The following is a 23232-nucleotide window of genomic DNA, read 5'->3' as shown; positions in this document are numbered from 1 at the left end:
GACCAGGAGCAGGAGACACAGCACGATGCGTATCGGAGTTCTCACCGCAGGCGGCGACTGCCCGGGCCTGAACGCTGTCATCCGTTCGGTCGTACACCGCGCCCTGGTCGGCCACGGGGACGAAGTCATCGGCTTCGAGGACGGCTTCAAGGGCCTCCTGGACGGTCACCACCGGCCCCTCGACATCAATGCCGTCAGCGGCATTCTCGCCCGGGGCGGCACGATTCTCGGTTCGGCGCGCATGGAGCGCGCGCGGCTGCACGAAGCCGCCGAGAACGCACAGGAATTGGCGAAGCGCTACGGCATCGACGCCCTCATCCCGATCGGCGGCGAGGGCACCCTGACCGCCGCCCGGATGCTGTCCGACGCCGGGATGCCGGTCGTCGGCGTGCCGAAGACCATCGACAACGACATCTCCTCCACCGACCGCACCTTCGGTTTCGACACCGCCGTCATGGTCGCCACCGAGGCCATCGACCGCCTCAAGACCACCGCCGAATCGCACCAGCGCGTGATGGTCGTCGAGGTCATGGGCCGGCACGCGGGCTGGATCGCCCTGGAGTCCGGCATGGCCGGCGGCGCGCACGGGATCTGCCTGCCGGAACGCCCCTTCGAGGTGGACGCCCTGGTGAAGATGGTGGAGGAACGATTCTCCCGCGGTAAGAAGTTCGCCGTCATCTGCGTCGCCGAAGGCGCACACCCGGCCGAGGGCTCCATGCCCTACGAGAAGGGCGCCATCGACCAGTACGGCCACGAGCGCTTCGCCGGCATCGGCAACCGCCTCGCGGTCGAGCTCGAGCACCGCCTGGGCAAGGAGGCCCGCCCGGTCATCCTCGGCCACGTCCAGCGCGGCGGCACCCCCACCGCGTACGACCGCGTCCTCGCCACCCGCTTCGGCTGGCACGCCGTGGAGGCCGTCCACCGCGGCGACTTCGGCAACATGACCGCCCTGCGCGGCACCGACATCGTGATGGCCCCGCTGGCCCACGCGGTCACCGAACTGAAGACGGTCCCGGAGGACCGCATGTACGAGGCCGAGTCCGTCTTCTGACCCGCCCCGTCCCGGGACCGCCCCGCCCCGCCCCGTCCCGGGACCACCGCCCTGCCCCGTCCCGGGACCGCCCCGCCCCGGCGGGGACCCCGGCCCACGGGCCGCAGGACTTCCATCCCGTATCGCGGGGCAGCGGAAGGCCCCGGAGACGGTTCTCCGGGGCTTTCTCCTTCCCTCACACCCGGCGGTTATGATCCGGCCTTGGGGATTGGGGTGGGGGCCGAGTCGCGTGGACAGATCGGGCCGTGATGTCCGGGCCCCGTCATCCGTTCCAACCGCTCGATGGGAAGGTGCCCGTCTCCCGTGGCGACCCGCTCTGCCGTTCTGACCGGCGAACCCGCTGAAATCCGGCCGGTGCGACAGGCCGGGGGGCCGCCCCGGGGCGCGCGGCGCCCGCCCGTGCTCGTCGCGGCTCTGGCCTCCTCCTGGGCGCTGCCGCTCCTGCTCCACACGCTCGGCCTGGACCTGGTGCTGATCCCCGTCCTGGTGCTGGCGACGGCCTCGCTGATCCGGGTCGGCGGAGGTCTCCTCGACCGCCTCGTGGTCGCGTCCTTCCTCCTCTGCGGGGCGGTGATGACCTTCGGCCTGCTCTTCTCCGTCTGGCCGTGGGGGCTGGCCCCCGTCCCCGGAACGGGCCTCCTGCTGAGCGTCCTGTCCGTCTCCGGCTGGCTCGCCGGCCGCAGCCCCCGCATACCGATGCGCCTGCGCGGCTCGGACGCCCTCGTACTCGGTACAACGGCCGTGGTCTGGCGCTACTTCCACCACCCGTTGGCCGGCAAGTCGACGGCCGACCGGCTGGCCTACTTCGCCACCTCCGAGGACCGGTTCGGCCACTTCTCCTACTTCGACGGCATCCACCACGTGGGCGGCTACGCCTTCCTCCACCAGGAGGCGGCCAGGGCGTACATGATGACCCCGGCCGAGGCGGTCTACCCGCAGGGCTCCCACTTCCTGCTGGCCTGGATCGACGTACTGGTGAAGTCCTCGACCGACGGCGGATCCGGCCTCGACATGACGCACCGCTATCTCCTGTACGTCCTGGCGGCCTACGCCCTGTTCTGCGGGGCACTCGTCTGGGCCGCCCGCTGGATCGGCGGACCGCGCCTGCGCGGCTGGCGCACGGCTGCGGTCTGCGCGACCGTGGCGGCGGTGATGATGTCCGGCTCGATGGCGCAACTGGTCGCGTGGGGCTTCGACTCGGAGACCTTCGGACTGCTGTTCCTGGCCGTCGCGCTGGCGCTGCTCGTGCGGCCGGCGATGGGCCGCGCCGAGTTCGTCCTCGTCGGGGTGGCCGCCCTGGTCTCCGTGACCTACGTCTACAACCTCTACGGCGTCCTCGTCGGCATCACCCTGGCCGCGGTCCTGGTCGTCCACCAGCGGCGCTTCGCCCCGCGCCGCCGCCTCGTCGTCGGCGCACTGGCGGGCGGCGCCCTGATCGCGGGACTGCCCAGCGTCTTCTCGGTCCTGACCGAGCTGGACGTCGCGAAGACGTCCAACCTCGCCGGACCGATGGTCATCCCTGATCGCCCGGTGTTCATCGGCTGCGGGCTGCTCGCCCTGGTGGCCGCGTCCCTGCCGGTGAACCGCAGGACGGGCACGGGGCAGATGGTCCTGGCCCTCGTCCTGGGCGCCACCGCGGTGATCGGTGTCTTCGGCGCCTGGCAGAAGCACACCATCGGCTACTACTCGTACTACTTCGAGAAGCTGACCGCCGCCGGCCTCGTGATCGCCCTGATCTCGCTGGGCCTGGTCGGGCTGATGCTCCAGCCCGCCGCACGCACGACGGGCTCCCCGCTGCGCCGGCGGGCCGACCTGCTGCTGCGCTCCGGTGTCGCGACGGCCGCCGCGCTCGCGCTGTTCGGCAACGTCCAATGGGGAGTGCCGTCCGGGTGGGGGCACCCCTCCGCCTGGTACGACAGCCCGATGATCAAATGGGCCCGGGGCGAGTCCGAGAACGACATCGGCCCGGCGGCGAACACACTGGCCCGGCGCGACCTGAAGGGCGTCGACTCGCCCGTGATCGCCCTCTACGGCAACGACACGTACCTGAACCTGAGAGCGACGTTCCTCGCGCAGATCCTCACGCACCGGGCGGGCGCGATGGTCGGGCTCTACGACGTCTTCAACGTCAAGATCGGCGGACCTGCCGCGGCCGACGAGAAGGACTACCAGTCATCGCTGGACCGCCTCGAGCGCGCCATCGCCTCCTGCCCCGAGCCGCCGACCGTCCTGGTGGGTGACCGGAAGACGGCCGACCGGCTGAAGCAGGACCTCGCCGATGCGGGCAGCGCCGCGACCGTCGTGTACGCGCCGCTGAAGTAACGGCCGGACGTCCCGCCCCGCCACGGGCGGGGCCGCCCGTCCGCACCCCCTAGGCGCCGCCGGCGAAGGCCCAGAAGTGGGCCACGATGTCGGCCAGGAACTCGCGGCCCGCGTCGCCCGTGCCGGCCTCGCCCGAGGCGCCGCCCCAGCTCAGGGTGGCCACCATCTTCGACTGGTAGTCCGCGTGCAGCCGCTCCAGGACCGGCTCCAGGTGCTGCTTGGGCACCGGCAGCAGCTTCGCCAGCGGCTTCACGTACGCCTGCCAGCGCGTGGTCACCGCACTGCGCAGGATCTCGGCGAGCTCCTCCTGCTTGCCGGTCGCCGCCACGAACTGGGCCAGCGACAGCCCGAGCACTTGCGCCAGGGCCACGGACTGCCGTTCGTTGCCCTTCCAGCGCCCGGTGTCCTCCATCTTCTGGTACGCGTTCGTCTCCAGCCCGATCCGCCGGGCCAGCTCGTCCGCGGCCAAGCCCCGGGCCACCCGGTGCTCCCGCAGGGTCACGGCCTCGGCGAGCAGTTCACCGGGGGCGCACCAGAGCACGCCCGCGAGCGCCGTCAGCTCGGCGGAACTCGGCGATATCTCGCCACGCTCCCACGCCATCACGGTCTCGGGCTCGACGATCAGTCCGTACTGGGCGCGCAGGCCATAGGCGACATGACCGGGAGCCATGCCCAGGGCTGCGCGGAGGCGACGCGCGGCGGGGGCATTGAAGGGAGGGCTGGAGTGCACAGGGCACACCGTAGGAGTGCCCAAGGGGTGGCGACTACAGACTGTTCAAACAAGCCCAGAACTCGTAGGAACGTCCTATGGAGTTCCATGCTTTTGCCGGGTTTCCCTGCGACTGTCCGGTAATCGGATCGTTTCTAGATCCATTGGCAAGCGTACGGTTCCGGCCAGCCGTTGCGATACCCCTGCGCACGATGTTCACGGTTCTCCCCCACCTCGTCCTGAACCGGCCTCCGGCGGCCTGCGTGATCCATGTCGGGGGCCCTCGCATACGGGGGTGGCGAGGGCCCCGCCCCAAGCTCGCCGAGCCCGTGAAGCAGACGGTGGGGGCCCGCGCCGAACGCGAGCTGCTTCAGGAGCTCGAGGAGGCCGCCGGCGTCACGGCCTGAGCCAGACCGTCGCCAGGGGCGGGAGCGTCATGCGCAGGCTCGCCGGGCGGCCCTGCGCCGGCACGGGCTCGGGCCGCAGGGGCTGCAGGTGGCGCACGCCGCTGCCGCCGTACTGCTCCAGGTCCGTGTTCAGGACCTCCCGCCACCACGGCACCTCCTCCGGGACGCCGATCCGGTAGCCGTGCCGGACCACCGGCGAGTAGTTCGACACGCACAGCAGCGGCGAACCGTCCTGCGCGTACCGCAGGAACGCGAAGACGTTGTCCTCCGCCGCGTCCGCCTCCACCCACGCGAAGCCCTCCGGTACGGTGTCCCGCTCCCACAGCGCGGGCGCCGACGCGTACGTGCGGTTCAGGTCGCGCACGAGGTCGCGTACGCCCCGGTGGTCGGCGGCCGCCCCGTACGAGGAGTCCAGCAGCCACCAGTCCGGCCCGTACCGCTCCTGCCACTCCGAGCCCTGTGCGAACTCCTGTCCCATGAACAGCAGTTGCTTGCCGGGATGGGCCCACATGAAGCCCAGGTACGCGCGGTGTATGGCCCGCTGCTGCCACCAGTCCCCGGGCATCTTCGACACCAGCGAGCCCTTGCCGTGCACCACTTCGTCGTGCGAGATCGGCAGCACGTAGTTCTCGCTGTACGCGTAGATCATCCCGAACGTCATGTCGTGGTGGTGGTACTTGCGGTGCACCGGATCCTTCGACGCGTACCGCAGGGTGTCGTGCATCCAGCCCATGTTCCACTTCAGCCCGAAGCCGAGCCCGCCGCCGTCCGTCGGCCGGGTCACACCCTCCCAGGCCGTGGACTCCTCCGCGATCGTCACCACGCCCGGGCAGCGCCGGTACACCGTCGCGTTCATCTCCTGGAGCATCGCCACCGCGTCCCAGTTCTCCCGCCCGCCGTGCTCGTTCGGCGCCCACTCGCCCTCGCCCCGCGAGTAGTCCAGGTAGAGCATCGAGGCCACCGCGTCCACCCGCAGCCCGTCCACGTGGAACTCCTGGCACCAGTACACGGCGTTGGCGACGAGGAAGTTGCGGACCTCCTTGCGGCCGTAGTCGAACTCCAGCGTCCCCCAGTCCGGGTGCGCGGCCCGCCGCGGGTCGTGGTGCTCGTACAGCGGCCGCCCGTCGAACTCCGCGAGCGCCCAGTCGTCGCGCGGGAAGTGCGCGGGCACCCAGTCGACGATCACCCCGATCCCGGCCCGGTGCAGCGCGTCCACCAGCATCCGGAAATCGTCCGGGCTGCCCATTCTCGAGGTCGGCGCGTAGAACCCGGTGACCTGGTAGCCCCACGAGCCGCCGAAGGGGTGCTCGGCGACCGGCATGAACTCCACGTGCGTGAAGCCGAGCTCCTTCACGTACGGCGGGAGCTGCTCGGCCAGCTGCCGGTACGAGAGCCCGGGCCGCCAGGAGGCCAGGTGCAGCTCGTACACCGAGAACGGTGCCTGGTGGGTGGGGCGGGCGCCGCGCTGCGCCATCCACTCCGCGTCCTGCCACTCGTACCGGGATGCGGTGACCACCGAGGCGGTGGCCGGCGGGACCTCCGTGTGCCGGGCCATCGGGTCGGCGCGCAGGGTGTGGCTGCCGTCCGGGCGGGTGATGTCGTACTTGTAGAGCGTGCCCTCGCCCACCCCCGGCAGGAACAGCTCCCACACCCCGGAGGCGCCCAGCGAGCGCATCGGGTACGCGACCGAGTCCCAGTACGAGAAGTCCCCGGTGACCCGCACCCCTTGGGCGTTCGGCGCCCACACCGTGAACCGGGTGCCGGCCACGCCCTGGTGCTCCATCGGGCGGGCCCCGAGCGCCGTCCACAGCTCCTCGTGCCGGCCCTCGCCGATCAGGTGCAGGTCCAGCTCACCGAGCGCGGGCAGGAACCGGTACGGGTCGTGCAGCTCGATCTCGTCGCCGTCGTACGTGACCAGCAGCCGGTAGTCCGGCACGCCGGTCAGCGGCAGCAGCCCCGAGAACAGCCCGTCCCCGTCGTCGAAGAGCTCGGCCCGCAGCCCCTTGGCGACGATCGTGACCGCCTTGGCGTACGGGCGCAGCACGCGGAAGGCCACCCCGCCCCGCTGGGTCCGGGCGCCCAGCACCCCGTGGGGGTCGTGGTGGCGGCCCTCCAGCAGCCGGGCCCGTTCGTCGGCCCCGAGCGCGGGCGCGGGCCGCACCCCGTGCGCGGGCGACCTCCGGGCACGCGGTGCCCTGGTTTTGCCCGCCGCCGCGGCGGCAGGCGCTCCGCGGCCCGTTGCCGGGGCCGGGGCCGGGGCCGGGGACGGCGGGGTGGTGGAGGGTGACTGACGGGCGGGGCTCACGTGTGCGGCCTCCTAGGCGGCTGCGGGCGGGGGTGGGGGGAGAGGGAGGAGAAGCCTTCGCCGGGGCCCGGGCCGGGTCCCGCGGCGGGTCCCGTGGCCGGGCCGGAACCGGGCCGGCGGGACTGCCCCGGGCGGGCTGCGGACCCGGGGCCGCCCGGCAGGGTCCGGCCGAACCCCCTGTCCGCGCCGGAGGCGAGCCGCCGGATGGCCGCCATGGGCACGTGCAGCCAGTCGGGGCGGTGCCGGGACTCGTAGCGCGCCTCGTACACCGCCTTGTCGGTCTCGTACGCGCGCAGCAGGACGGGGTCCTCCCGCGGGTCGCGCCCGGTGGTGCGGGCGTAGCCCTCGCAGAAGGCGGCCCGGCAGGCGTCCGCCCAGGCGGGGGCGAACGGGCGGTGGGAGCGGGCCGCGTAGTCGAACGAGCGCAGTATCCCGGCGATGTCGCGGACGGCGGGTTCGGGACGGCGGCGGTCGGCCAGCGGCCGGGCCGGCTCGCCCTCGAAGTCGATCAGCGCCCAGCTGCCGTCGGCGGTCCGCAGCGTCTGGCCCAGGTGCAGGTCCCCGTGGATCCGCTGGGCGGGCACCCCGGCTCCGCGGGAGGCGGCCAGCGCGTCGAAGGCCCCGCGCAGCCCCGCCTCGTAGGGCCGCAGCGCGGGCACCTCGCGGGCGGTGGCCGCCAGCCGGGCCGTCATCCCGGAGGCGAGCCGGGCGGTCTGCTCCGGGCCCAGCGCGACGGTGGGCAGGGCGGCGGCGAGAGCGCTGTGCACCTCGGCGGTGGCCCGGCCCAGCGCGTGCGCCTCGGCGGTGAAGTCGGCTCCGGCGCCGAGCCGGCGCAGCGCGAGCTGCCAGCCGTCGTCGGAGCCGCGCAGATAGGGCTGGAGCACGCCGAGGGTCAGCGGCTCGGCCCCGGGCAGCTCCGCCTCGTACCAGGCGACCGGCGCGGGGACGCGGGCGCACCCGGCGGCGGCCAGCGCTCTGGGCAGCTCCAGGTCCGGGTTGACGCCGGGGCCGACCCGGCGGAACACCTTCAGGATGTGCGAATCCCCGTAGATCAGCGAGGAGTTGGTCTGTTCCCCGGACAGCGGCCGGGGCGCCGGCTCGGCGGGGATCAGCGCGGCCGGGTCCCGGTCGAAGCGGAGCGGGCCGTGGCTGCCGGGGGTGCGCAACCGTTCCAGCAGGAGCGCCGCGAGCCGTGGATCGCCCAGGCCCTCGTACACGGCCTGGCCGGTGTACGGGCCCTGCTCGGCGTGCCCGATCAGGGCGGGCGCCAGCGCGGGCGGCAGCGGTGCGGGGCGCACCCCGAGCAGCAGCTGGTAGCAGTCCGCGCTGCCGTCCGCGGCGTCCACGCCGACGAGGAGGTGCAGCAGCCCAGGCAGGACCCCGGGCGGCAGCAGCTCGACGGCCGAGACCAGCCGCAGCCGGGTGATCGCGCGCCCCTTGCCGGCGAACCAGCGCTGGCTCGGCAGCCAGGCCCGCAGCATGGGCTCGAGCGGTCCGAGCGGGACCGCGGCCAGGCTGCCCTGGCGGCTCCGGGCGGATGCAGCCTCCGACATGGCGTCGCGTCCTTTCCCCGGGCCGTCACAGAATGCGCAGAGTGTCCCGGATGGCGAGGGTTGCTGTCCGGTGATGGGTAAGTGTCGGGTCAGGATGATCCGTACAGGGGCGGGCGATTGACCCATTCGTGTGCCCGCCCCGTACCGCTGCACGGGCGGTTCGCCGCTGTGCGCCTACTCGTTGCGCAGGCGGAACCAGTAGAAGCCGTGCCCTGCGAGCGTGAGCAGGTACGGCCACTCGCCGATCGGCGGGAAGCGCACATCACCCGTGAGCTCCACCGGGACCCGCCCGTTGAACGACCGCAGATCCAGTTCCGTGGGCTGCGCGAAGCGGGAGAAGTTGTGCACGCACAGCACCAGGTCGTCGCCGTAGTCGCGAAGGAAGGCGAGCACCGCCGGGTTGGACGAGGGCAGTTCGGTGTACGAGCCGAGTCCGAAGGCCGGGTTCGCCTTGCGGATCTCGATCAGCTTGCGGGTCCAGTGCAGCAGTGAGGAGGGCGATGCCATCGCGGCCTCGACATTGGTCACCTGGTACCCGTGGACCGGGTCCATGATGACCGGCAGGTTCAGCCTGCCCGGATCGCAGGAGGAGAAACCGGCGTTGCGGTCCGGGGTCCACTGCATGGGCGTGCGGACGCCGTCGCGGTCGCCGAGCCAGATGTTGTCGCCCATGCCGATCTCGTCGCCGTAGTAGAGCACCGGCGATCCGGGCAGCGACAGCAGCAGGGCGGTGAACAGCTCCATCTGGTTGCGGTCGTTGTCGAGGAGCGGGGCGAGCCGGCGCCGGATACCGATGTTGGCCCGCATCCGCGGGTCCTTGGCGTACTCGGCGTACATGTAGTCGCGCTCTTCGTCCGTGACCATCTCGAGGGTGAGCTCGTCGTGGTTGCGCAGGAAGATGCCCCACTGGCAGCGGTCCGGGATCGCCGGGGTCTTGGCCAGGATTTCGGAGACGGGGTAGCGCGACTCTCTTCGTACGGCCATGAAGATGCGCGGCATGACGGGGAAGTGGAAGGCCATGTGGCATTCGTCCCCGCCCTTCGCGTAGTCGCCGAAGTAGTCGACGACGTCCTCGGGCCACTGGTTGGCCTCGGCGAGCAGCACGGTGTCGGGGTAGTGCGCGTCGATCTCGGCGCGGACCCGCTTGAGGAGCTGGTGGGTGCGGGGCAGGTTCTCGCAGTTGGTGCCCTCCTCGGCGTACAGGTAGGGCACCGCGTCGAGTCTGAACCCGTCGATTCCGAGGTCCAGCCAGAAGCGGAGGGCGGAGACGATCTCCTCGACGACGGCCGGGTTCTCGTAGTTGAGGTCGGGCTGGTGCGAGAAGAACCGGTGCCAGTAGTACTGCTTGCGGACCGGGTCGTACGTCCAGTTCGAGGTCTCGGTGTCGATGAAGATGATGCGGGCGTCCTGGTACTGCTTGTCGTTGTCGGCCCACATGTAGTAGTCGCCGTACGGACCGTCGGGGTCCTTGCGGGACTGCTGGAACCACTCGTGCTGGTCGCTCGTGTGGTTCATGACGAAGTCGATGATCACCCGCATGCCGCGCTGGTGCGCGGCGTCCACGAACTCCACGAAGTCGGCGAGGTCGCCGAACTCGGGGAGCACCGAGGTGTAGTCGGAGACGTCGTAGCCCCCGTCGCGGAGCGGAGAGGCGAAGAACGGCGGCAGCCAGAGGCAGTCGACGCCCAGCCACTGGAGGTAGTCGAGCTTGGCGGTGAGTCCCTTCAGGTCTCCTACGCCGTCGCCGTTGCTGTCGTGGAAGGACCGCACGAGCACCTCGTAGAAGACCGCCCGCTTGAACCAGTCGGGGTCGCGGTCCTTCGCGGGGGTGTCCTCGAACGTGTCGTGGACGGGATCGTTGATCATCATGTGGTGGGTGACCCTCCGGTGGGCGGGGACGGTCGCAGAGCCGCCAGTACGTGCGCGGGCGTGCGGCCCGGCTCTAGGCGCACGTAGTTGGCCCTGCCCCAGTGGTAGGTCTCGCCGGTGAGCTCGTCGCGCACCGCGAGGGACCCGTGCCAGTCGAGGCCGAGTACCGGCATGTCCAACGAGACCGTCGCCTCCTGGGTGTGGTGTGGATCGAGGTTGACGACCACCAGTACGGAATTGGTGCCGGCGTGCTTCGAATAGGCGATCACCTGGTCGTTGTCGGTCGTGTGGAAATGGATGTCGCGCAGCTGCTGCAGGGCCGGGTTGCGGCGGCGCAGCCGGTTCAGGGCGGTGATCAGCGGGGCGATGGTGCGGCCCTCGCGGTCCGCGGCCGCCCAGTCGCGCGGCCGGAACTCGTACTTCTCGGAGTTCAGGTACTCCTCGCTGCCCTCCCGGACCGGGGTGTTCTCGCAGAGCTCGTAGCCGGCGTAGACGCCCCAGGTGGGGGAGAGGGTGGCGGCGAGGACGGCGCGCACCTCGAAGGCCGGGCGGCCGCCCTGCTGGAGGTACTCGTGGAGGATGTCGGGCGTATTGACGAAGAAATTCGGCCGCATGACGGCGGCGGAGCGGGTGTCCGCGAGCTCGGTCAGGTACTCGGTCAGCTCGGCCTTGGTGTTGCGCCAGGTGAAGTACGTGTACGACTGCTGGAAGCCGATGGCGGCGAGCGTGCGCATCATGGCGGGCCGGGTGAAGGCCTCCGCCAGGAAGATCACGTCGGGATCGGACTTGTTGATGTCCGCGATCACCTTCTGCCAGAAGACGACCGGCTTCGTGTGCGGATTGTCCACCCGGAAGATGCGGACGCCGTGGTCCATCCAGTACCGCAGGATGCGGACCGTCTCCTGGACGAGCCCGGCCATGTCGGTGTCGAAGTGGATCGGGTAGATGTCCTGGTACTTCTTCGGCGGGTTCTCGGCGTACGCGATCGTCCCGTCGGCCCGGTGGCGGAACCACTCGGGGTGCTTCTCCACCCAGGGGTGGTCCGGGGAGCACTGGAGCGCGAAGTCGAGCGCGATCTCCATGCGCAGCTCGCGGGCGCGGGCGACGAAGGCGTCGAAGCCCTCGATCGTGCCGAGGTCGGGGTGGACCGCGTCGTGGCCGCCCTCGGTGGAGCCGATGGCCCACGGCACCCCGGGGTCCCAACTTCCAGCCGAAAGAGTGTTGTTCGGACCCTTGCGGTACGTACTCCCAATGGGGTGCACCGGCGGCAGGTACACCACGTCGAAGCCCATCGCGGCGACGGCCGGCAGCCGTTCGGCGGCGGTGCGGAACGTGCCGCTCACGGGCTGCTCGCCGGGCTCGACGACGGCGCCCTCGGAGCGCGGGAACATCTCGTACCAGGAGCCGAAGAGGGCCCGCTTGCGCTCCACGGTCAGCGGCAGGGCCTTGGAGGCGGTGACCAGCTCGCGGTACGGGCGCCGGGCGAGCGCGGCCTGCACCGGGGACGCGAGGGCGGCGGCGTACCGCAGCGACACCGCGCGGTCCTCGTCGCGCATCGCGGCGGCGGCGGCCATGATGTGCGCGCGCCCGTCCTTCTTGGGGATCCGGGAGCCGGCCCGCTCGTAGAGCTCGGCGCCTTCCAGCAGCGTGAGCCCGGGGTCGATGCCCGCGGGGATCTTGATGGCGGCGTGGGCCTGCCAGGTGCCGACCGGATCGCTCCACGCCTCGACGGTGTACGTCCACCTCCCCTCGACCTCGGCGGAGACCCGCGCCCCCCACCGGTCGGTGCCGGGCGCCAGCTCGCGCATCGGCACGGGGGGCCGCAGCCGTCCGCTCGGGTCGCGGAGCACGACATGGGCGGCGACGGCGTCGTGGCCCTCGCGGAACACGGTGGCGGAGATCTCGAAGACCTCGCCGACGACGGCCTTCGCGGGTCTGGCCCCGCAGTCGACGGCGGGGCGGACATCCAGCACGGGAATGCGACCGATCATGATGGGATCACCTGGGGGCAGTTCGCGGGGCTCGGTGACAACAGCCCAGCCGGAGCACCGGCTGGTCGTGCACGCTCTGTTCGCTCTGTTTCTAGCCGCTCAGAAGACGGCTGGGCTGCGGGCATGGCCGCTCCTGTCCGCGTTCACTCGGGTGGCGGGAGAGGTGGTGGGGCGGGGGTACCGTGCGTGTACGCGGGGAGCCCTTCCCACTCTCACCCCGCCCAATCCGTGCGCTTGGTTAACTACTCGTACGTAGTCGCACGGCCCAGACCAAGCCCCTGGTCGACATCTGCCGAGGCTCCGTCAAGTCGGTCAGGACTACTGGATGTACGTCCAGGCACCCCTGTCCCACCAGCACCGCAGGCACCTTGTGTGACCGTGGGTTTGATCCGGTGAGGGTGAAATATCCGGAGTGACAGGGGCTTTGCGAGAAGGGATCACGGAGCCCGTCTCCGCGGGTTCGCACGCGCCCGGCAACGAGGGTTTCCAGCCGCCGCGCAGTGCCGGAATGTCCTGAATCCGCGTCGCCTTTCCCGAAGGAACCTTCCTGTTGCGTCCCACTCGTACGGCGGTCCTGCTCACCGCGGGCCTCGTCACCCTTCTCGGTGTCCCGGCGCAAGCCGCCGCCGGCACACCGGCCACGCTGTACGTCAACAACGTTGACGCCAACTGCTCAGACGCCGGAGCCGGTGCGCAGACCGTGCCGTTCTGCACGGTTTCGGCAGCGGCCAGGGTCGTGCAGCCCGGCCAGACCGTGCGGATCAAGGCGGGCCGGACGTACGACGAGGCTGTCACCGTCGACCGCTCCGGCGAGCCGGGCAGGCCGATCACCTTCGTCGCCGACCCGAGCCCCCTCGTGCACCAGGCAGAGGTCTCCAAGGGCCTGGCCATCAGCGGCGCCGGCCACGTGGTGGTCCGCGAGCTGTCCACCCACGGGGGTGTCCGGGTCGGCCGCTCCGCGGACGTCGAGCTGGACCGGCTGACCAGTGCCCGCTACGGGCTCGACTCCGTCGTGGTCGGCGAGGGGAGCACGGACGTCCGCGTCACCCGGAGCCGGCTGTCCGGGGTCCGGATCGAGGGCGGCGCCCGCGGCACCGTCCTCAGCCGCAACCTCATCGGCGGCACCACGCAGGCGGCGGTCACGGTGGTCGACGCGCCCGGCACGGCCGTCACCAACAACACCGCCGGCGGCTACTGCGCGGCGACCGTCTCGGTCGGCGGCGGCTCAGGCGGCTCCGCGGTGTTCAACGTGATCTAGCCAGGAATCCCGGCTCTTCAGGGCTCGGGAGGAATGGCTTCTCTGGACTGCTCTGACGCCCGCGTCACAGTGGGTGTTTTTGCTGCTCGATGTACTCCTTGATGGCGGACTGCGGGGCTCCGCCAGCGGAGGCCGCGAAGTACGAGATGTCGATCGACCGGACACCAGCCGCCCGGAGGCGAGCAGCCTCAACACCCGCCCCGGCGACACCGTCCCCAACCACGTCACCACGCCCGTGGCCGACGGCGGCGTCGCCATCTCCAACAGCTGGGGCGGCAGCACCCACGTGATCACCGACCTGCTCGGCTGGTTCACCCAGCCCTGAGCGGGCCCGCACCACACCGCCGCCCCGGCCGCCCGTGCAGTGCACGCGGTGGCCGGGGCGGCTCTGTGGTGCGGCCGAGGCACCATGGCAGGGCGGGGCGCGGTGAGGCTAGCCTTCCCGGGGTGATGCGCGGGCGCACAGCGTGGTGCGGCCGCTTCGATCCGCAATTGCCTGCGAAGGTGGAACGCGTGAAGGCTATCCGTCGATTCACCGTACGCCCCGTCCTCCCGGAACCACTGCTGCCGCTCGCCGACCTCGCACGCAATCTGCGCTGGTCGTGGCATACCGAGACCCGCGAACTCTTCCAATCCGTCGACCCCGAGGGCTGGCAGGCCGCCGGCGGCGATCCCGTCCGGCTGCTCGGCGCAGTCTCCGCCCCCCGCCTCGAGGAACTGGCAGGCGACCGGCGGTTCCTGCGCCGGCTCGCCGTCGTCGCCGCCGACCTCGACGACTACGTCCACGGCGGGAGGTGGTACCAGAGTCACGAGGACCGCGGCGAGCTACCCGCCGGGATCGCCTACTTCTCCCCCGAGTTCGGGATCACCGCCGCCCTGCCCCAGTACTCCGGCGGGCTCGGGATCCTCGCCGGGGACCACCTCAAGGCCGCCAGCGACCTCGGCGTCCCCCTCATCGGCGTGGGACTGCTGTACCGGCACGGGTACTTCCGCCAGTCCCTCTCCCGTGACGGCTGGCAGCAGGAGCACTATCCCGTCCTCGATCCCAACGAGCTCCCCGTCGCCCTGCTGCGGGACGCCGACGGGGCGCCCGCCCGGGTGTCCCTGAGCCTGCCGGGCGGCCGGGCCCTGCACGCGCACATCTGGCAGGCCCGCGTCGGCCGGGTGCCGCTGCTGCTCCTGGACTCCGACGTCGAGGACAACGACGCCGGCGCCCGGGAGGTGACCGACCGGCTCTACGGCGGCGGCAGCGACCACCGCCTCCTCCAGGAGATGCTGCTCGGCATCGGAGGCGTGCGCGCGGTGCGCACGTACTGCGCGATCACCGGGCATCCCGACCCCGAGGTGTTCCACACGAACGAGGGGCACGCCGGCTTCCTCGGGCTCGAACGCATAAGGGAACTGGAAGGGGAGCAGGGGCTCGGCTTCGACGCCGCCGTCGAGGCGGTGCGCGCCGGGACCGTGTTCACCACGCACACGCCGGTGCCCGCCGGCATCGACCGGTTCGAGCGGGCCCTGGTGGCACGGCACTTCGGGCCCGGCGCGGAGCTGGCCGGCCTGCCGGTCGACCGGATCCTGGAACTGGGCGCCGAGTCCTATCCCGGCGGTGACCCCGGGGTGTTCAACATGGCGGTGATGGGGCTGCGCCTGGCCCAGCGGGCCAACGGGGTCTCGACCCTGCACGGGGCGGTCAGCCGCGGCATGTTCGCCGGGCTGTGGCCGGGCTTCGACCCGGCCGACGTACCCATCACCTCCGTGACCAACGGCGTGCACGCCCCGACCTGGGTGGCCCCCGAGGTCGTCCGCCTCGGAGCCCGCCAGATCGGCGCGGGGCGGACCGAGGACGCGCTGTCGGTCGGCGGCTCCGAGCGGTGGGACGCGGTCGCCGACATCGGCGACCAGGACATCTGGGACCTGCGGCGCGGGCTGCGCGAGCAGCTGGTGCAGGAAGTGCGCGACCGGCTGCGGGCCTCGTGGCTCCAGCGCGGGGCCGCCGACGCCGAACTCGGCTGGGTGGACTCCGTACTTGACCCGGACGTGCTCACCATCGGGTTCGCGCGGCGCGTGCCCTCGTACAAGCGGCTCACGCTGATGCTGCGCGACCCGGACCGGCTGCGCAGGATGCTGCTCGACCCGGACCGGCCCGTGCAGATCGTCGTCGCGGGCAAGGCGCACCCGGCCGACGACGGGGGCAAGCGGCTCGTGCAGGAGCTGGTGCGGTTCGCGGACGACCCGCGGTTGCGCCACCGGATCGTCTTCCTGCCCGACTACGGCATGGCCATGGCGCAGAAGCTCTACCCGGGCTGCGACGTCTGGCTGAACAACCCGCTGCGGCCGCTGGAGGCCTGCGGGACGAGCGGGATGAAGGCGGCGCTCAACGGCTGCCTCAACCTGTCCGTGCTGGACGGCTGGTGGGACGAGTGGTTCGAGCCGGACTTCGGCTGGGCCATCCCGACGGCCGACGGGCTCGGGACGGACGAGGACCGGCGCGACGACCTGGAGGCCCACGCCCTCTACGAGTTGATCGAGGGTCACGTCGCCCCGCGGTTCTACGACCGGGCGGGCCGCAGCGGACTGCCGGTGCGGTGGATCGAGATGGTCCGGCGCACGCTCGTCTCGCTGGGTCCCAAGGTGCTCGCGGGCCGCATGGTGCGGGAGTACGTGGAGCGGCTGTACGCGCCGGCCGCGCGCGCCCACCGGGCCCTGAACGCGGACGCGGCTCGGGACCTGGCCTGGTGGAAGGGCCGGGTCCGGGCGGCCTGGCCACGGGTCGTCGTCGAGCACGTGGAGGCACTGGCCGCGGCTCCCGTGAACGGCACCGCCGAGCTCGGGGCCACCCTCACGCTGCGGGTGCGGGTGGCGCTGGACGCGCTCACCCCCGAGGACGTGGAGGTGCAGGCCGTCGCGGGCCGGGTGGATCCGCAGGACGTGATCCGCGACGGGCGGAGCTTCCCGCTCAAGCCGGCCGCCGGGCCGGACCTGGAGGGGCGCTGGATGTACGAGGGCCCGCTCGCCCTCGACCGCACCGGGCCCTACGGCTACACCGTGCGCATCCTGCCCGCGCACCCGCTGCTGGCCACGCCGGCCGAACTGGGGCTGGTCGCGGCCCCGGTGGGGACCGACGCGGCCGGTGACCAGGGCGCGGGGGGCGGCGTACTGCTGCGCTAGCGGTCAGGACCCGACAGGGGCAGGACCCGACACGGGGGCGCAGGTGCAGAGGTTCAGGGGGCGGGCGGCGGGTCCACCAGCCGCCCGCCCTCCACCAGCATCCCGGCCCGCTTGATGTTGCGCAGGGTCGGGATCACCTCCACGTGCCGGATGCCGGGAACCGAGCCGATCCGCTCGGTCATGTACGTGTACAGCGCGTCGGTGTCCCGGCACACCACCGCGGCCATCAGGTTGGCCGTGCCGGTCACCGCGGCGGCGAACGGCACTTCCGGGTGGCCGGCGAGCGCGGCGCCCACCTCCGCCAGCCGGGCCGGCTCCGCGGTCAGCATCAGCGTCGCCTCCGCCTCGAAGCCCAGGGTCGAGGGGACGAGCTCCACGTCGAAGTACAGCGCCTGCAGCTCCCGCAGCCGGTCCAGTCGCCGGCGCGCGGTGGACTCCGACAGGCCGGAGGCGCGGGCCAGCTCCGGATAGCCCGCCCGGCCGTCCTGGGCGAGCACCGCCAGCAGCGCCAGCTCGGCCTCGTCCAGGGTGTACCGCTCCTGCCCGTGCGCCACGGGGGGCCGCCTCAGCGCCGCGACCTGCTCGGGCCGCAGGGTGTCCAGGCCGCACCACTGCGTCGGGCCGCCGGTGTACACCCGCAGGATGGTGTGGGCGCTGACCCCGGTCACCCGGCGGGTGCGCGGGAGCTTGTCCAGCAGCAGGCCGTCGCGGTCCTGCCGGGTCCGGGCCTTGGTCAGACAGTTGATCTCGGTGCCGCCGGAGCCGAGTTTCACCCAGGAGATGTCCGGCCGCCGGGCCAGCGCCTCGGCCACCGCGAGCGCGGCGTCGGGCGCGCACTGCACCCGCAGCCAAGACTCGAACAGTCCGACGCGGCTGCCCAGCGCCAGCCCGACCACCCGGATCAGGCCCGAGGTCCGCAGCCGGCGGTAGCGGCGCACCACCGTCTGGTCGGAGACCTCCAGCACCTCGGCGATCCGGCTGAAGGGGGCCCGGCCGTCGATCATCAGGGCCTGCACCAGCCCCTGGTCGAGGGCGTCCAGCCGTTCGGCCCCGGGGCCGGGGCCGAACCCGGGGCCGGGGCGGGAGCCGGAGCCGGGGCCGGGGCGTGAGCCGAGCCCGGGGCGGGAGCCGGATCCGGTGCTCGGTTTCGCGGGTGTGGTCATGGATTCCATCATGGCAGGGCCTGTCGTGGGTGAAATCCGGCAGTCGGGGGCGTGTGGATGGGGGATCGGCCGCGCGGCTGAGAGTTTGGAGCCACCGCCAACCCCCTGCCGGGCCTCCGGGTCCCGAGGAGAACTCACATGCGTAAATGGCTCCCGCTGACCGCGGTGTGCCTCGGCGCGTTCATGCTCCTGGTCGACGTCACGATCGTGATGGTCGCCCTGCCCGACATGGCCGCAGACATGCACACCGGTTTCGCCGGACTCCAGTGGGTCATGGACGTCTACGCCCTGGCCCTCGCCGCGCTGCTGCTCGGCGCCGGCTCCCTCGCCGACCGGATCGGCCGCCGCCGCGTCTACCTGGGCGGGCTCGGGCTCTTCGCCGCCGCCTCGCTCGCCTGCGGGCTGGCCGCCGGGCCGGCCGCGCTGATCGCCTTCCGCGCCGTCCAGGGCATCGGCGGCGCCGCGATGTTCGCCACCACCATGGCCCTGCTCAGCAGCGCCTACCAGGGGCGCGACCGCGGGATCGCCTTCGGCGTCTGGGGCGCGGTCAACGGCGCCGCCGCCGCGGCCGGCCCGATCATCGGCGGACTGCTCACCGAGCACTTCGGCTGGCGCTGGATCTTCTTCATCAACCTCCCGGTCTGCGCCCTGGCCGTGTACGTGACCCTCCGGTCGGTCGCCGAGTCCCGCGACCCCCGCGCCAAGGGCCTCGACCTGCCCGGCATGGCCGCCTTCACCACCGGCGCGGCGGCCGTCACGTACGCCCTGATCCGGGTCGGCGAGAACGGCTGGACCGGGCCCGCCACCCTCGGCCTGTTCGGCCTCGGCGCGGCCGCCTTCGCCGCGTTCGTCCTCGTCGAACTGCGCAGCTCCCGCCCGATGCTGGACCTCTCGCTGTTCCGCAGCCGCACCTTCGTCGCCGTCATGGCCGGGGCGCTGCTGCTGTCCGGCGCCGCGTTCTCGTACCTGATGTACGTCTCCCTCTGGCTGCAGTCCGCCGAGGGGATGGGCCCGGTGTCCGCCGGCCTGGTGCTGGTGCCGCTGAGCCTTGCCGCGTTCGCCGTCTCCGCGGTGGCCGGCCGGGTGCTGCACGGGGCCCCGGCGCGGCTGACCATCGGCGGCGGGCTGCTGCTGATCGGGGCGGGCGCACTGCTCCAGGCCTGGATGACGGACGCGGGCGACGGCTGGTCGGCCCTGGTCCCGGGTCTGGTGGTGACCGGCCTCGGGGTGGGCATGGCGACCCCGGCGCTGGCGGCCACCGCGATGGGAGCCGTGGCCCCGGCCCGGGCGGGCATGGCCGGCGGGGCCCTCAACACCGCGCGGCAGCTGGGCATGGCGCTCGGCATCGCGGTGCTCGGCGCGGTCTTCCAGGCCGGGCTGACGGACGGGCTCAGCGGCTCCGGCCAAGGGCACGGCACGGCCGAGGCGTTGGCCTCCGGCCGGGCCGGGGAACTGCTGGCCGCGGGGCCGGCCGCCCGGGTCTGGGTGGAGGAGGCCTTCGCGAGCGGGCTGCGGGGGACGTTCCTGGTCTCGGGGCTGATGGGGCTGGCCGGCGCGCTGGTGGTGCTCGTCCTGGTCCGCACGGCGGCGCCCGCTCAGGCTTCGGTACCGGCTCCGGCGGCTCCGGCTGCCGCGGACACCCCGGCGTCCGAACGCGCGTCCGCGTAAGGGGCGTGGGGCGGGTCCGTACGGGCGCAGGCCACCGATCCGGGCGGGTGAACCTTCGAACGCGCTGCGCATGCTGAATCGTTTCGGCATGGAGGGGCGCTCCTACGCTGCCCGCTGGATGCCACCGGACCGGCATTCAGTGCCCACAGAACGGACTGTCTCCCCATGCGTCTTCGCCCCACCGCCGCCGCGCTCCTCGGCGCCCTTGCGCTCGTCCTGCCCACCGCCGGCCCGTCGCTGGCCGCCGACCACGACGACCACGACGGTCGTCGCACGCTGGGTCAGCTGGAGTACGTCATCGACAACGACGAGCGCGCACAGATCCACCCGGCGGACAACGACACCTGCTACGAGCTGACGGGCACCTCGCGTCGCCGCCCCGCGACGTCGGTGCGCAACGAGACCGAGTCGCGCGCCACGATCTACTCGGAGCGCGGCTGCAACGGCCGGTCGGAGCGGGTGCTCGAGCCGGGCGACCGGGTCAACGACGTCGACGCCCTTTCGGCACTCTTGACGCCGGTCGACGAAGACCACGGCCGCCGCGACGACTTCCGCGACGACCGCCGTGACGACTTCCGCGACGACCGCCGTGACGACTTCCGGGACGACTCCCGCGACGACGACGGCGCCCGCCGCATCCACCGCACGCGGATGGACCAGCCGGGGCAGGGACAGCCGGGTATGGACCAGCCGGAGCAGGACCAGCCGGGTATGGACCAGCCGGAGCAGGACCAGCCGGAGCAGGGGCAGGAGCCTGGGCGGGAGCAGGACCAGGAGCAAGGGCGGGAGCAGGAGCAGGGGCAGGAGCCGGAGCACGGGCGGGAGCAGGAGCACGGGCAGGAGCAGGGCCAGGAGCAGGAGCAGGAGCACGGGCAGGAGCAGGAGCAGGAGCACGGGCGGGAGCAGGAGCACGGGCAGGAGCAGGAGCAGGGGCAGGAGCAGGGGCAGGAGCAGGGCGAGGGCATGGAGCGCCGCGGGCTCCTCAAGCACGGGCCCGACCTCTTCGACTCCATCTTCACGTCCCGCGGCTGACTTCCGGACCCGATGACCGGAAATGGAACAGGGCCGTCCGGGAGGGTCTCTCCCGGACGGCCCCGCGTTTTCATGGGTCAGCCGCTTCGCTTCACCTGCCCCGGTGGGGTCAGAAGGTGAGCTTCCAGCTGTTGATGTAGCCGGTGTCCAGGCTGGCGAGGTCCGCCACGCGGAGCTTCCAGGTGCCCTGGGCCACCTCGGCCGATGCGTTCACGGTGAAGCTCTGGACGATGTTGTCCGCGCTGCCGCCGGTGCGGTTGCGCAGGTTGTAGACGGTGCCGTCGGGGGCGACCAGGTCGACCCTGAGGTCACCGACGTAGGTGTGGACGATGTTCACGTCCACCTTGAGGGTGCTCGGGGCGTTGCCCGTGCGGGTGACGGCGATCGGGGACTCGACGGTCGAGTTGTCCGCGATCTGGTAGTCGTTCGTGTTCTCGAACACGTTCTGCTGGGACGTGCCGACGGTCCAGGTGAAGGACGCCGTGCCCGTCTTGTTCGCCGAGTCGGTCACCGTCACGGTCACGTTGGACGTGCCCGCGGTGGTCGCCGTGCCCGAGATCAGACCGTTCGAGGAGTTGATCGACAGGCCGGCCGGCAGGCCGGTCGCCGAGTAGCTCAGCGCACCCGTGTTGGTGCTGCTCGCCTGGACCTGCAGGCTCACAGCGGTGTTGATCTGGGTGTTCTGGTTGGCGATCGCGGTGACCGTGACGCCGTCGCTGATGCGCGGGCCGACGTTGATGGCCGCCCAGGCGTTGGCCACGTTGTTGTACGTGGTCGAACCGGCGCCGTACAGGTCGGCGGCGGCCTTCAGCGTCTGCACGCGGGCGTCCGCGTAGTTGGTGTTCGACTTGAAGTAGCCCACCGTCAGCGCGCGGAACCAGATCTTGGCGGCGGCGTCGCGGCCGATCGCGGTGACCGGGAGGCCGTCGGAGGTCGGCGAGTTGTAGCTCACGCCGTTGATGACCTTGGCGCCGGAGCCCTCGGAGGCCAGGTAGAACCAGTGGTTGGCCGGGCCGGAGGAGTAGTGGACATCGACGCCGCCGATGCCCGAGTACCACGCGTCCTTGGAGCCGCCGTCCTTGCTCGGCTTGTCCATGTAGCGCAGCGGGGTGCCGTCACCGTTGATGTCGATCTTCTCGCCGACCAGGTAGTCGCCCACGTCCTGCGGGTTGTTGGCGTAGAACTCGACGGCCGCCGACATGATGTCGGAGGTCGCCTCGTTCAGGCCGCCGGACTCACCGCTGTAGGCCATGTTGCCGGTGACCGAGGTGAGGCCGTGGGTCATCTCGTGCGCGGCCACGTCGATCGACGTCAGCGGGTGCGTGTTGCTCGTACCGTCGCCGTACGTCATGCAGAAGCAGGAGTCGTCCCAGAACGCGTTCACGTACGCGTTGCCGTAGTGGACCCGGCTGTACGGGGCTACGCCGTCGTTGCGCAGACCGTTGCGGCCGTGCACGTTCTTGTAGTAGTCCCAGGTCAGCTGTGCGCCGTAGTGCGCGTCAGCGCCCGCGGTCGCCCGGTTGGACGCGGCGCCGTTGCCCCACACATCGGTCGTGTTGGTGAAGAGGCTGCCGGTGCCGGAGCTGCCGCCGTTGAGGTCGTACGTCTTGTGGCCGCCGCGCCCGGCGTCGGTCAGCGTGTAGTTGCTGCCCGACTGCGAGGTGCCCATCGTGACCTGGCCGCTGTACATGGTGTTGCCGGTGCCGGTCTCGATGGCCTGCCACTGGGTGATCTTCGCGCCCGTCTTGGCGTTGGTGACCACGTGCAGCTCGCTCGGGGTGCCGTCGTCCTGGAGGCCGCCCACGACGGTCTCGTAGGCGAGGACCGGGACGCCCTCGGCGGCCCAGATCACCTTGCGGGCGCCCTTGGAGGCCTTCGCGTCCTTGGAGCCCGCGTCGTTCGCCGCGGAGACGGCCTGGCCCTCGGCACCCGCGGGGGTCACGGTGGCCGTGGTGTCGGCGACCTTGATCTCGTGGTTGGTCGCCTTGGTGATGCTCTTGGTGACGCCGCCCTTGGCGTGGACCGTCAGGTCGCCGCCGAGCACGGGGAGTCCGCCGTAGGTGCGTTCGTACGTGGTGTGCGTGGTGCCGTCGGCGTCCTTGACGACGTCGCGGACGACCAGCTTCTCCTGCTCGCCGAGGCCGAGGGCCTTGGCCGCCTGGACGGTGGTCGAGTTGGCATCGGCGATGAGCGTCGCACGCTCGGAGGGACTGAGATTGGCGGCGGCCGCGCCCGGGTTGGGCTGAGCGGCCTTGCGGGCCTGCGCCGCGGTGGCGTCGGCGGATGCGGTACCGGCCTGTATGCCGACGGCGAGCAGCGCTGCTGCGGCAACGAGCGCGCCGGCTGCGGTGGCACGCCTGTGGGGGGTGGGACTCAACGCAGACTCCTTCTGCAAGGGGGGTTCCGGACGGCTGGGTGGGCCTCCGGGCAGAGCAGGACTGGTGCGATGAACGGATCGAAGAGTGCCAGCTGTTGGCGTCAATGTCAGGGCCGCGTCAAAAGGTTGGCCGGAAACGGTTCGTTGACCGAAGAGACGTATCCGGTATCCGAACCATTCACCTTCGCGTGCGAAAGGGGGCATCAATATCTGGAACGGTTGGTACCGGTTGCTAACACTTGCGCAACAAGAGATCCGGTTCGTGCAATCGGCATTTGTCGTACGGGTGTTTGTCGTACTGTTTCCCGGTGCGCCAGATGTCCGTCGCCAGGGGAAGCCATGGGCACGCGCCACTGTCA

Annotated in this window: 14 protein-coding genes; 7 read left to right on the top strand and 7 right to left on the bottom strand. The window is 71.8% G+C overall.

Annotated features, from left to right (window positions below; all coding sequences use genetic code 11):
• The first annotated feature begins 25 nt into the window (after nucleotides 1-25).
• On the top strand, nucleotides 26-1051 hold the full coding sequence (locus AB0I68_RS22150) for an ATP-dependent 6-phosphofructokinase (RefSeq protein WP_363179048.1): 1026 nt from the start codon (nucleotides 26-28) through the stop codon (nucleotides 1049-1051).
• 303 nt (nucleotides 1052-1354) lie between these two features.
• Nucleotides 1355-3373 carry a hypothetical protein gene (locus AB0I68_RS22145; protein ID WP_363179047.1) on the top strand — a complete coding sequence of 673 codons (2019 nt, stop codon included), beginning with the start codon at nucleotides 1355-1357 and terminating at the stop codon, nucleotides 3371-3373.
• Nucleotides 3374-3422: 49 nt separating this feature from the next.
• Here AB0I68_RS22145 and AB0I68_RS22140 read toward each other — a convergent pair whose 3' ends face one another.
• From AB0I68_RS22140 to AB0I68_RS22120, 5 genes are all read right to left on the bottom strand, one after another.
• Complete coding sequence (locus AB0I68_RS22140; RefSeq protein ID WP_363179046.1) at nucleotides 3423-4112, bottom strand: helix-turn-helix transcriptional regulator; 690 nt, start codon at nucleotides 4110-4112, stop codon at nucleotides 3423-3425.
• A 366-nt stretch (nucleotides 4113-4478) separates the two neighbouring features.
• Nucleotides 4479-6650 carry a 1,4-alpha-glucan branching enzyme gene (glgB, locus tag AB0I68_RS22135; protein WP_363179045.1) on the bottom strand — a complete coding sequence of 724 codons (2172 nt, stop codon included), beginning with the start codon at nucleotides 6648-6650 and terminating at the stop codon, nucleotides 4479-4481.
• Nucleotides 6651-6790: 140 nt separating this feature from the next.
• Nucleotides 6791-8347 (bottom strand): maltokinase, encoded by a 1557-nt coding sequence (locus AB0I68_RS22130; protein ID WP_363179044.1) that lies wholly within the window; start codon nucleotides 8345-8347, stop codon nucleotides 6791-6793.
• A 174-nt stretch (nucleotides 8348-8521) separates the two neighbouring features.
• The gene (gene treS, locus AB0I68_RS22125; protein WP_363179043.1) at nucleotides 8522-10216 is read right to left on the bottom strand and encodes a maltose alpha-D-glucosyltransferase; all 1695 of its coding nucleotides are present in this window, start codon (nucleotides 10214-10216) and stop codon (nucleotides 8522-8524) included.
• A complete protein-coding gene (locus tag AB0I68_RS22120; RefSeq protein WP_363179042.1) occupies nucleotides 10213-12207 on the bottom strand; it encodes an alpha-1,4-glucan--maltose-1-phosphate maltosyltransferase in 1995 nt (664 codons plus the stop codon). Before AB0I68_RS22120 ends, treS begins: the two co-directional genes overlap by 4 nt.
• Before the next feature lie 550 nt (nucleotides 12208-12757).
• On the opposite strand from AB0I68_RS22120, the gene AB0I68_RS22115 reads away from it, so the two are divergent.
• The 3 genes from AB0I68_RS22115 (at nucleotide 12758) to glgP (ending at nucleotide 16633) form a co-directional block, all read left to right on the top strand.
• The gene (locus AB0I68_RS22115; protein ID WP_363179041.1) at nucleotides 12758-13465 is read left to right on the top strand and encodes a hypothetical protein; all 708 of its coding nucleotides are present in this window, start codon (nucleotides 12758-12760) and stop codon (nucleotides 13463-13465) included.
• Between the two features lie 79 nt (nucleotides 13466-13544).
• Entirely contained in the window at nucleotides 13545-13790 is a 246-nt protein-coding gene (locus tag AB0I68_RS22110) for a hypothetical protein (RefSeq protein ID WP_363179040.1), read from the top strand.
• Between the two features lie 188 nt (nucleotides 13791-13978).
• Entirely contained in the window at nucleotides 13979-16633 is a 2655-nt protein-coding gene (gene glgP, locus AB0I68_RS22105) for an alpha-glucan family phosphorylase (RefSeq protein WP_363179039.1), read from the top strand.
• Nucleotides 16634-16686: 53 nt separating this feature from the next.
• Here glgP and AB0I68_RS22100 read toward each other — a convergent pair whose 3' ends face one another.
• Nucleotides 16687-17796, bottom strand: coding sequence for an AsnC family transcriptional regulator (locus tag AB0I68_RS22100; protein WP_363179038.1), 1110 nt, complete (start codon nucleotides 17794-17796; stop codon nucleotides 16687-16689).
• Nucleotides 17797-17934: 138 nt separating this feature from the next.
• Between AB0I68_RS22100 and AB0I68_RS22095 the strand changes: the two genes are divergently transcribed.
• Nucleotides 17935-19464, top strand: coding sequence for an MFS transporter (locus AB0I68_RS22095; protein ID WP_363179037.1), 1530 nt, complete (start codon nucleotides 17935-17937; stop codon nucleotides 19462-19464).
• A 165-nt stretch (nucleotides 19465-19629) separates the two neighbouring features.
• Entirely contained in the window at nucleotides 19630-20496 is an 867-nt protein-coding gene (locus AB0I68_RS22090; RefSeq protein WP_363179036.1) for a hypothetical protein, read from the top strand.
• Between the two features lie 109 nt (nucleotides 20497-20605).
• Here AB0I68_RS22090 and AB0I68_RS22085 read toward each other — a convergent pair whose 3' ends face one another.
• Complete coding sequence (locus AB0I68_RS22085; RefSeq protein WP_363179035.1) at nucleotides 20606-22873, bottom strand: M4 family metallopeptidase; 2268 nt, start codon at nucleotides 22871-22873, stop codon at nucleotides 20606-20608.
• Nucleotides 22874-23232 lie beyond the last annotated feature (359 nt).

This window comes from Streptomyces sp. NPDC050448, from assembly GCF_040655295.1.
In the GTDB taxonomy this organism is placed as follows: Bacteria; Actinomycetota; Actinomycetes; order Streptomycetales; family Streptomycetaceae; genus Streptomyces.
Note: the sequence above shows the minus strand (reverse complement) of the source record. Positions and strands in the feature narration are given on the sequence as shown.